The sequence below is a fragment of the Inquilinus limosus MP06 genome, from assembly GCF_000767795.1.
Taxonomy (GTDB): Bacteria; Pseudomonadota; Alphaproteobacteria; order DSM-16000; family Inquilinaceae; genus Inquilinus; species Inquilinus limosus_E.
In genome coordinates this window covers 1-9,904 of sequence record NZ_JANX01000195.1, presented here as the reverse complement: position 1 = coordinate 9,904, position 9,904 = coordinate 1, and the positions used below count along the sequence as shown (strand labels likewise).

The 9,904-nt window shown below is 70.4% G+C and carries 13 protein-coding genes; 8 read left to right on the top strand and 5 right to left on the bottom strand.

The features are described 5' to 3' along the window. Positions 1 to 605: aminoacyl-tRNA hydrolase (gene pth / locus P409_RS16405; protein ID WP_343285510.1), on the top strand; the 605-nt coding region annotated here is incomplete at its 5' end. Positions 606 to 860: 255 nt separating this feature from the next. Here pth and P409_RS16400 read toward each other — a convergent pair. From P409_RS16400 to P409_RS16390, 3 genes are all read right to left on the bottom strand, one after another. Beyond that, positions 861 to 1,115: a hypothetical protein gene (locus P409_RS16400; RefSeq protein ID WP_152613414.1), complete on the bottom strand. Its 255-nt coding sequence runs from the start codon at positions 1,113 to 1,115 to the stop codon at positions 861 to 863. A 213-nt stretch (positions 1,116 to 1,328) separates the two neighbouring features. Then, the gene (locus P409_RS16395) at positions 1,329 to 2,849 is read right to left on the bottom strand and encodes a YifB family Mg chelatase-like AAA ATPase (RefSeq protein WP_034839374.1); all 1,521 of its coding nucleotides are present in this window, start codon (positions 2,847 to 2,849) and stop codon (positions 1,329 to 1,331) included. 144 nt (positions 2,850 to 2,993) lie between these two features. Beyond that, positions 2,994 to 3,602, bottom strand: a complete 609-nt coding sequence (locus P409_RS16390; RefSeq protein WP_052120763.1) for a TetR/AcrR family transcriptional regulator — start codon at positions 3,600 to 3,602, stop codon at positions 2,994 to 2,996. An 86-nt stretch (positions 3,603 to 3,688) separates the two neighbouring features. Between P409_RS16390 and P409_RS16385 the strand changes: the two genes are divergently transcribed. From P409_RS16385 to P409_RS16375, 3 genes are read left to right on the top strand one after another with little or no spacing between them, the layout of a single operon-like run. Continuing rightward, on the top strand, positions 3,689 to 4,210 hold the full coding sequence (locus P409_RS16385) for a PaaI family thioesterase (protein WP_034839370.1): 522 nt from the start codon (positions 3,689 to 3,691) through the stop codon (positions 4,208 to 4,210). 48 nt (positions 4,211 to 4,258) lie between these two features. Further along, on the top strand, positions 4,259 to 4,507 hold the full coding sequence (locus P409_RS16380) for a type II toxin-antitoxin system Phd/YefM family antitoxin (protein WP_034839365.1): 249 nt from the start codon (positions 4,259 to 4,261) through the stop codon (positions 4,505 to 4,507). Next, positions 4,504 to 4,881 carry a type II toxin-antitoxin system VapC family toxin gene (locus P409_RS16375; RefSeq protein ID WP_034839360.1) on the top strand — a complete coding sequence of 126 codons (378 nt, stop codon included), beginning with the start codon at positions 4,504 to 4,506 and terminating at the stop codon, positions 4,879 to 4,881. The genes P409_RS16380 and P409_RS16375 overlap by 4 nt, the downstream gene beginning before the upstream one ends. Before the next feature lie 10 nt (positions 4,882 to 4,891). On the opposite strand, the gene P409_RS16370 is transcribed toward P409_RS16375, so the two are convergent. Further along, positions 4,892 to 6,130, bottom strand: a complete 1,239-nt coding sequence (locus tag P409_RS16370) for a PQQ-dependent sugar dehydrogenase (protein WP_034839357.1) — start codon at positions 6,128 to 6,130, stop codon at positions 4,892 to 4,894. A 192-nt stretch (positions 6,131 to 6,322) separates the two neighbouring features. Between P409_RS16370 and P409_RS16365 the strand changes: the two genes are divergently transcribed. After that, positions 6,323 to 6,658 (top strand): MliC family protein, encoded by a 336-nt coding sequence (locus tag P409_RS16365; RefSeq protein WP_034839352.1) that lies wholly within the window; start codon positions 6,323 to 6,325, stop codon positions 6,656 to 6,658. 36 nt (positions 6,659 to 6,694) lie between these two features. Here P409_RS16365 and ychF read toward each other — a convergent pair whose 3' ends face one another. Beyond that, positions 6,695 to 7,789 (bottom strand): redox-regulated ATPase YchF, encoded by a 1,095-nt coding sequence (ychF, locus tag P409_RS16360; protein WP_034839348.1) that lies wholly within the window; start codon positions 7,787 to 7,789, stop codon positions 6,695 to 6,697. Positions 7,790 to 8,022: 233 nt separating this feature from the next. Between ychF and P409_RS16355 the strand changes: the two genes are divergently transcribed. The 3 genes from P409_RS16355 to P409_RS16345 all read left to right on the top strand — a co-directional run. Continuing rightward, positions 8,023 to 8,754 (top strand): glycerophosphodiester phosphodiesterase family protein, encoded by a 732-nt coding sequence (locus P409_RS16355; RefSeq protein WP_034839344.1) that lies wholly within the window; start codon positions 8,023 to 8,025, stop codon positions 8,752 to 8,754. Between the two features lie 58 nt (positions 8,755 to 8,812). After that, the gene (locus P409_RS16350) at positions 8,813 to 9,454 is read left to right on the top strand and encodes a DedA family protein (protein WP_034839342.1); all 642 of its coding nucleotides are present in this window, start codon (positions 8,813 to 8,815) and stop codon (positions 9,452 to 9,454) included. Continuing rightward, positions 9,438 to 9,904 (top strand): hypothetical protein (locus P409_RS16345; protein WP_034839339.1); only part of this gene is annotated, 467 nt, incomplete at its 3' end. The genes P409_RS16350 and P409_RS16345, both read left to right, overlap by 17 nt.

Here is a 9,904-nt window from a genome sequence, read left to right as displayed (position 1 = left end):
GATCAAGGCCCGGGCCGAGCTGGGAGAGCGCGATGCTGCTGTTCGTCGGCCTCGGCAATCCCGGCGCGCAATATGCGTATCACCGGCACAATGTCGGGTTCATGGCGCTCGACGACATCGTCGAGCGCCATTCCTTTTCGCCCTGGAAGCTGAAGTTCCAGGGCCGGCTGGCGGACGGCCGGATCGGCACCGAGCGCGTGCTGGCGCTGGAGCCCACCACCTATATGAACGAGAGCGGCCGGTCGGTCGGCGAGGCGATGCGCTTCTTCAAGCTCACGCCTGCGGACGTCGTCGTGTTTCATGACGAGCTCGACCTCGCCGCCGGCAAGGTCCGGGTCAAGAAGGGCGGCGGCACCGCGGGGCATAACGGGCTGCGCTCGCTCGACGCCCATATCGGGCCGGAGTTCTGGCGCGTCCGCATCGGCATCGGCCATCCCGGCCACAAGGACCGGGTGCATGGCTGGGTGCTGGGCGACTTCGCCAAGGCCGACGAGGCCTGGCTGGACCCGCTGCTGGAGGCGATGGCCAAGGCCGCGCCGTTGCTGGCCGAGCGGGCACCGGAGAAGTTCATGACCCAGGTCGCGCAGGCCACCCAGACCGCCTGAGCCGGCAGACGCGACAGCCCTTCTGGCCTTTGCTGCGCCGCACGACGACCCCCTTGATCCGATCGTTCCGGGGGCGCATCCTTTTCCCACGTGGTCGGCACAGCCGGTAACGCGTATTGGCCAGCCGCAACGCCCTTGCGGCGACCTCCGTCGGAATGGCAACCCGGCATCGTCGGGTGAGCCTGCGGACGACAGAGCACAACGAGGAGCCGCCGCCGTGCGGCTCCTCTACTGTTCGGGCCTGGCTTTCGGATCTCAGCGAGGCGGAATCGGCGTCTGCGCCACCAGCGTGCCGCCCGGCTGGACGCATTGGAAGCCGATATAGTTCCACTGCCGGTTGGCGGCGAGCGCCGTCCGGCCGGCCTTGCCGCAATACCGGTCGGCGACGGCCTGCGCCCCCGCAGCGCCGCGCTCGTTGAAGGTCTCCACCACGACGAACGGCTTCGGGCGCTGCTGCGGCACGCAGGCGCTGGCCAGCAACGCGACAGAGATCGCTAGAATCGATCGCATCGGCGGTCTCCCTCCCTCGGACTCGGGTGAAGGCGATCGCTTCAGCAGGAAGCGAACCCGGCCAGGATCACAAAATTCCCGCCGCCGGCCAAGCCGCTTCGACTGCAGCCGATGCTGTTTTGCCGGACCGGGCCGCATTATTTGATTATCATCTTATGGATTCCCGGCGGCCTCGATTGCCGGAATCCTGGCCCCGCCTCGCTCTGTTATTACCTATCCGGCGACGGCCAGCCGACGATAGGAGAGTGCCTCGGCGATCTGGCTCCGGCCGACGGTCTCCGAACCGGACAGGTCCGCCAGGGTTCGGGCGACGCGCAGCATCCGGTGATAGCCGCGGGCGGACAGGCGCAGCCGCTCCGCCGCCTGGGTCAGCAGCGTGGCGCCGGCCGAATCGGGCGCCGCCACCCGTTCCAGCACCGCGCCGTCGGCTTCGGCATTGGTGGCGATGCCGTCCCCGGCATAGCGCTGCGCCTGGATCTCGCGCGCCGCCGCGATCCGGGCCGCCACCTCGGCCGTGCCCTCCGCCGGCGGCGGCAGCGACAGATCGGCGGCAGAGACCGGCGGCACGTCGACATGCAGGTCGATGCGGTCGAGCAGCGGGCCGGACAGGCGCGACTGGTAGTCCTGGCCGCAGCGCGGTGCCCGCCCGCAGCCGAGCGCCGGGTCGCCGAGATGGCCGCAGCGGCAGGGGTTCATCGCCGCCACCAGCAGCACCCGGGCCGGGTAGGTGATGTGCGAGTTGGCCCGCGCGATCACCGCCCGGCCGGTCTCCATCGGCTGGCGCAGCGATTCGAGGGTGGCGCGGGCGAATTCCGGCAGCTCGTCGAGGAACAGCACGCCGCGATGGGCCAGCGAGATCTCGCCCGGCCGCACCCGCAGCCCGCCGCCGACCAGCGCCGGGAGGGAGGCGGAGTGGTGCGGGTCGCGGAACGGCCGCCGGCGCATCAGCCGCCCGCCCTCCAGCAGGCCGGCGACCGAATGGATCATCGACACCTCGAGCGCCTCGGCCGGCGACAGCGGCGGCAGCAGGCCGGGCAGCCGCGCCGCCAGCATCGACTTGCCGGAGCCGGGCGGGCCGATCATCAGAAGGTTATGGTTGCCGGCCGCTGCGATCTCCAGCGCCCGCTTCGCCGTCTCCTGCCCCTTGACGTCTCGCAGGTCGAGGCACGGCCCGTCCGCCGCGGCCAGCAGCGGCTGCGGCTGGGCCAGCACCTGGGTGCCCTTGAAGTGGTTGACCAGGGCCAGTAGCGTCGGCGCCGCCAGCACGTCGATCCGGCCTTCGGCATCGGCGGCCCAGGCGGCCTCTGGCCCCGAGGCGGCGGGGCAGATCAGGCCCAGCCCGCGCTCCGCCGCGCCCAGTGCCGCCGGCAGCACCCCGGCGACGGGGGTCAGCGCCCCGTCCAGCGCCAGCTCGCCCAGCGCCATGTACTGCCCGACCTCCTGCACCGGCAGCACGTCCAACGCGGTGAGCAGGCCGAGCGCGATCGGCAGGTCGAAATGGCTGCCCTCCTTCAGCATGTCGGCCGGCGCCAGGTTGACGGTGATGCGCCGCGGCGGCAGGGCCAGGCCGAGGGCGTGCAGCGCCGCCCGCACCCGCTCCCGGCTTTCCGCCACCGCCTTGTCCGGCAAGCCGACCAGGGTGATGCCGGAGAAGCCGCCGGAGACCTGCACCTGGACATCGACCGGCGCGGTCTCGATCCCCTGGAATGCGACCGTGGCGATCCGTGCGACCATCTAGCAGCGGCCCGAAGAGCGTGGAGGCGGAGAGACCATATTTAAAAATTGTCTTATATCGAGAAACACAACTTACATTCGGCCTGCATCCCAATGCTTGTCAACCGATCTTCCCATATATCGAAGCGATGCTGAACGGTCGGCTCAGCCCGGCCGCAGTTGCGCCTCGACCAGCACCTCGGCGGCGGCGATCAGCTCGTCCTGGCCGCCCTCCTCCCCCATCACCTGCCAGCCGGCATTGGCGCCGTTGATCAGCAGGCCCAGCTGATCGGCCAGGCGCTGCGGCTCGCGCGCACCGAAGGATTCGGCCAGGGCGGCCAGCCGGCACCGCAGTTCGCGCTTATTGTCCCGGCAGATCCGGCGCCCGGGATGGTCGGCATCCGGGAGCTCCGCCGCCAGGTTGAGGAAGGGGCAGCCGCGGAAGGCGGGGTGGCGCAGCCGCTTCACCACCCCGGCCAGCAGCGCCCGCAGCTGCTCGCGCGGGGCGCCGGGATGGCGCGCTTCGACCCGGCCCCACCACTCCCAGAACAGGCGGTCCTGCTCGGCCACCACCGCGGCGATCAGATGGTCCTTCGACGGGAACCAGCGGTACAGGCTGGTCTTGGCGACGCCCGAGGCGGCGACGACGGTGTCGACGCCGACCGCGCGCACGCCCTCGCGATAGAACAGCTCCATCGCCGTCGCCAGGATGGTCTCGCGCACGCCGCCGGCCGATCCGCCGCCCGCCTGCCCTGCCGCTGCCTCCGCCGCCATATACGCCTCCCGGTTCCGGCTTGACGACGCTACAGACCTGTCTGTATCGGTGCAAGCCGAAGCGACCTCAGGGGAAGGAGCGGCTGATGGACTCGACCGAACCGGTGCTGCGGGAACGCGTGGTCCGCTGGCAGGATCCGAGAGCCCTGGCCGCCGCCGGGCGCGGCATGAGCGGCCGCGATTTCCTGCAGGCGCTGGCCGATGGCCGCCTGCCGCCGCCGCCGATCGCCGATCTGGTCGGCTTCACCCTGACCGAGATCGGCGACGGCCGCGTGGTGCTGACCCTGGAGCCGGACGAGTCGCATTACAACCCGATCGGGTCGATGCATGGCGGGGTGATCGCCACCGTGCTGGACACGGTGATGGGTTGCGCCGTGCATACCACCCTGCCGGCCGGCCGCGGCTACACCACGCTCGAGATCAAGGTGAACTATGTTCGGGCCGTGGTCGCCGGCGCCGGCCCGGTGCAGGCCATCGGCCGGGTGATCCATGCCGGCCGGCAGACCGCGGTGGCCGAGGCGACGCTGGTCGACGGCCGCGACCGCGTCCTGGCCCATGCCAGCACCACCTGCCTGATCTTCGGCCTGCCGGCCGCGGACGCCACTTGACCAAAGTGGTCTGAAGTTCATCCTGACTTTACCAACCCTGGTCGAGTGATGAAACAGATCAACATCTACGAGGCCAAAACCCAGCTCTCGCAGATCGTCGACCGAGCGAGCAAGGGCGAGAGCTTCGTCATCGCCAAGTCCGGCACGCCGCTGGCCAAGCTCGTGCCGCTGGACGATGGCAAGCCGGCCAAGATCCGGTTCGGCCTGATGAAGGGCAAGATCCGTATCGAGCCCGATTTCGATGCCCCGCTGCCCGACGCTGTCCTCGACGCGTTCGAGGGCGAATCCTCGATGTGAGGCTGCTGCTCGACACCAACATCCTGATTTGGGTGATGGGTGACGACCCGATGCTGTCCGCCGTGGCACGTCGGATGATCGAGGAGGCATCGGCGGTCCACGTCAGCGCGGTCTCGATCTGGGAAATCAGCATCAAGGCCGCGCTGGGCAAACTGCAGATCGACATGACCGAGTTCATGCCACAGCTGGGGGAGGCCGGATTCGAGCCGCTGACGGTGAGCTGGGATCACGTCCGGGCCGTGCATGACCTGCCCCATCACCATCGCGACCCGTTCGACCGCATGTTGATCGCCCAGGCCGTCACCGAGCCGTTGCGGCTGTTGACGCATGACGGCGCGCTGGCACGCTACAGCGATCTCGTCACCGTCGTCTGACCCGGCCTGTTCAGTCGGCCGCCTTGGCGATGCGCCAGAGGGTGCCGCCCTCGTCGTCGGAGACCAGGATCGACCCGTCCGGCAGCACCGCGATGCCGGCCGGGCGGCCCCAGACCTGGGCCGCGCCGTCGCCCTTGTTGACCCGGAAGCCGGTGGCCAGCGCCTCATAGCCGCCCTGGGGCTTGCCGTCCCGGAACGGCACGCGCACCACCATGTAGCCGATCGGATCGGCGCGGTTCCATGAGCCGTGCAGCGTCACCAGCGCGTCGCCGCGCCAGTCGGGAAACATCGAGCCGTTGTAGAAGACGAGGTCGAGCGGTGCCGAATGGGATTCGAACAGCAGGTCCGGCACGATCGCCGCCTTCACCAGGTCCGGCTGCTTGTCCGCGAGGTCGGGCTGCGGGTTCTGGCCGAGGTAGGAATAGGGCCAGCCGTAGAAGCCGTTCTCCCGCACCGCGGTCAGGTAGTCCGGCACCAGCCCGTTGCCCAGGCCGTCGCGCTCATTGACCACGGTGTAGAGCCTGCCGGTGCCCGGCTGCAGCGCCAGCCCGATCGGGTTGCGCAGGCCGGAGGCGTAGGTGCGGCCGCCCGACCCATCGGCGGCGAAGACCTGGATGGTGGCCCGCGGCGCCGTCTCCTCCGCGATGTTGCCGCGGCTGCCGATAGACACGAAGAAGCGGTCCGAGGCCGGGTCCCAGATCACGTTGCGGCTGTGATGGCCGTTGCCGCCGTCGAAGGCGCCCTCCGGCGTGATCCGCTGTGGCTTGGCCTGCGCCTTGGCGTCGCCGGCGGCATAGGGCACGCGCCACAGCCCGTCCAGATCGGCGATGTAGAGCGCGTCGCGCCGCAGCGTCATGCCGTAGGGCTCGTCCAGCCCGGTCAGGAACGGCATGGCCCGGGCCCGGGCCGGCGGGTTGGGCGCGACCAGCCGGCTGATCCGGCCGGCCGACGGCTCCGACACCAGGATCGAGCGGTCCGGCAGCACCAGGATCTGGCGCGGGCCGGACAGGCCGGTGGCGAACAGCGTCGCCGTCATGCCCTTCGGCACCCGCGGCCGCATCGCATCGGTGCGGGCGACACTCTCGGAGCTGTTGGCCACGGCGTCGGTGGCGTAGGGCTTGGGCAGCGCGTCGGGCCGGACCTGGAACCGGGTCCCCGGCGCGACATCCTGCGCCGCAGCCGGCGGGGCGGTGAACGGGCCGGCGACGAGCAGGGACAGGGCGAGCAGGGCTGGGGCCGGGCTTCGCATCGGCGACTCCTCCGCATCCTTTGATGAAGATGTGGGGCCTGGACCGCCGGCGGGAAGAGGCCGGATGGGAAATTTGTCCGACAAGCTTGGAGCCGCTTCGCCCCGGTCGCGAAACAAATGGCCGGCTGCGGCGTTGCTGAGGGGCGACTATCTGCCCGGGACCCGGCCCGGGCCCTGAATCGGAGACCGAGAATGACCCGCCGCCTGATCCTGATCCCCTGCGCGCTGGCCCTTGCGGCGCTGGCCGCCTGCGGCGATGACACCCCGAACCCGACCGCGAAGACCGAAGCCGTCGCCAGCAAGACCGTCAGCTATCGCTGCACCGACGGCACCAGCCTGTCCGCCGGCTTCACGGGCGACGCGCTGGTGCTGGCCGACGGCGGCAACACGGTGACGCTGCAGCGCGCGATCTCCGGCAGCGGCGCGCGCTACACCAACCCCTATGGCGCGGAGTTCTGGGACAAGGGCGGCCAGGCGACCTACAGCCGCATCGCCGGCGCCCCCAGCACCAGCTGCACGGCGGGGTAAGCTCCGGAGGCGGTCGCCACGGCCGCCTCCCGGACCTCACACGTTAAATCGGAAGTGGAAGATATCGCCGTCGCGGACGACGTACTCCTTGCCTTCCTGCCGCATCTTGCCGGCGTCCTTGGCCCCCTGCTCGCCGCCGAGCGCGACATAGCTGTCGTAGTCGATGGTCTCGGCCTTGATGAAGCCGCGCTGGAAGTCGGTGTGGATCACCCCCGCCGCCTCCGGCGCGGTGGCGCCGACATTGACGGTCCAGGCCCGCGCCTCCTTCGGCCCGACGGTGAAGAAGGTGAGCAGGCCGAGCAGCCTGTAGCCGGCGCGGATCACCTTGTTCAGCCCCGGCTCCTCCAGCCCGATCGAGGCCAGGAACTCCTGCTTCTCCTCGGGCGAGAGCTGCGCCAGCTCGGCCTCGATCGCGGCCGAGATCACCACCGCCTCTGCGCCCTGGGCCTTGGCCATGGCCTCGACCCGGGCGGAATGGGCGTTGCCGGTCGCGGCCTCGTCCTCGGACACGTTGCAGACATAGAGCACGGGCTTGGAGGTCAGGAGCGCCAGGCGCCGGAACGGCTCGCGCTCGTCCGGCGACAGCGCGACGGTGCGGGCCGGCTTGCCCTCGCGCAGCACCGCCAGCGCCCGTTCCATCAGCTCGATCTCGGTTTTGGCGTCCTTGTCGCCGCCCTTGGCCCGCTTCGCCGCGGACTGCACCCGCCGTTCCAGCCCGTCCATGTCGGCCAGCATCAGCTCGGTCTCGACCGTCTCGGCATCACGCACCGGATCGACCGATCCCTCGACATGGGTGACATCGCCCTCGAAGCAGCGCAGCACGTGCAGCACCGCGTCGGTCTCGCGGATGTTCGCCAGGAACTGGTTGCCCAGTCCTTCGCCCTTCGACGCGCCGCGGACCAGCCCGGCGATGTCGACGAACTCGAACTGGGTCGGGATGATCTTGGCCGAACCCGCGATCGCCGCCAGCCTGTCCAGCCGCGGGTCGGGCACGCCGACCCGGCCGGTGTTCGGCTCGATCGTGCAGAACGGATAGTTCGCCGCTTCCGCTGCCTGGGTGGAGGTCAGCGCGTTGAACAGCGTCGACTTGCCGACATTGGGCAAGCCGACGATGCCGCAATTGAATCCCATGGGTCTCGTCCGGATCTCTCGAATCGGCGCCCGTCTAGCACGGATGTCGGGCCAAGGGGAGTCGCGGCCGGGCGTCCCCCACTTGACGCCGGCTCGGCGAGGATGGCACCTGGAGGGGAGATTGTCCTGACGAGCTGCCGGTCCTTTCCGTCCGGGCGCCTGAGCCGGACCGTTCCCGACCAAGCCGAAAACCCGCTTTCCGCACTGCCCCGACGTCCCCCGGAGACAGCCCCATGACCCTGACCCTGCCCCGAGTCATCGGCCATCGCGGCGCCGCGGCCCACGCGCCGGAGAACACTCTGGCCTCGTTCCGCAAGGCGGCGGCCCTGGGCGTGCAGATGGTCGAGTTCGACGTCAAGCTGACCCGCAACCGGGTGCCGGTGGTGATCCATGACGACGCGCTGGACCGCACCACCGACGGCAGCGGCGCCGTCGCCAATGCCGATTTCGCCGCGGTGCGGATGCTGGACGCCGGCCGGAAGTTCGCGCCCGAGTTCCGCGGCGAGCGGGTGCCGACCCTGGACGAGGTGCTGACCCTGGCGCTGGAGCTGGGCCTGGCGATCAACATCGAGATCAAGCCCTGCCCCGGCCGCGAGGTCGAGACCGCCGAGGTGGCGCTGGCCGCGGCCCAGAGACTGTGGCCCGCCGACCAGCCGAAGCCGCTGGTCTCCAGCTTCGCCATCGAGAGCCTGATGAAGGCCCGCGAGGTCGCGCCCGACTGGCCGCGCGGCTACCTGATCTGGGAGCGGCCGGCGGTCTGGGCCGCCAATGCCGATGCGATCGGGGCGGCCACGATCAATGTCAGCCAGGAGAAGGAAACGCCGGAGACCATCGCCGAGTATCGCGCTACCGGCCGGCCGGTGCTGGCCTACACGGTGAACGACGCCGCGCGGGCCAAGGTCCTGTTCGATCTCGGCGTCGCCGGCGTCTTCTCCGACGCGCCGGACCGCATCCTCGCCCTCTGATCGCCGCTTTTGCCGCCGATACCGGCCGCGGCCGCGAGGATCAGGAGAGTTTCGGCGGGTGCAGGGCTTCATCGACCAGACGATCGCCTTCATCGGCGCTCATGGCGGCTGGGCCGGACCGATCATCCTGGTCTTCGCCTTCGGTGAATCCTTCGCCGTGCTGAGCCTGCTGCTGCCGGCCACGGCCGTGCTGATCGCAGCCGGCACGCTGATCCAGGCGGGCACGTTGAGCCCCTGGGACGTCATTCCCTGGGCCATCGCCGGCGCCATCCTGGGCGACGCCGTCTCGTACTGGATCGGGGTGTGGCTGGAGCATCGGGTGGAGCGGATCTGGCCGTTCACCCGGCACCCGCAGATGCTGCGCACCGGCCGCGACTTCTTCCGGCGCTGGGGTGGGCTCAGCGTCTTCATCGGCCGGTTCCTGGGCCCGGTCCGCGCCGTGATCCCCCTGGTCGCCGGCATGATGGGGATGCGGCACCTGCCTTTCCAGGTCGCCAATGTCGCCTCGGCGATCGTCTGGGCGCCGGTGTGGGTCGGGATCGGCTGGTTCGCCGGCGAGGCCCTGAACCGAATCTTCGGGATTGAAGATGCGGCGCCGGTGCTGATCATACTCATCGTCGTCGCGACGCTGGTCGGCGCCGCGGCGGCCTATCGCCTGCTGACGCGCAAGAGCAAGAGTTCGCATGAGGATCGCCCTTAACCTCGCTGTCGCCGCCGCGCTGGTCCTCGCCGCCGCGCCCGGACCGGCGCGCGCGGACGGGCTGGACGACTTCTTCAGCAGCATCCGCCGCCAGTTCGAGGAGCCGGCCAAGCCCAGCCGGTCGCAAAGCTGCGCCCAGACCGAGGCCGAGGCGCATGTGCTGGCCACCACGGCGGAGAGCGACCTGGGCCGGGTGCGGGCACGGATCGACCGGATCGAGCGCGATGCCGGCGCCGGTACCGCCCGCGCCCCGATCGACCAGGCGACGCAGACCGCGGCCCAGGCGCAGGGACTGTCGTCCAAGCTGCGCCGGGCCCAGGCGGCCTATCGCACCATCATCGGCCAATGCGGCCGGCCCGACCTGCAGAGCGAGCGGCTGGGCAGCCTGGCCCGCCGGCTGGACGCCGAGGCGCGGCGGGCGACCCGGCTGGCCGACCGCATCGCCTCGAC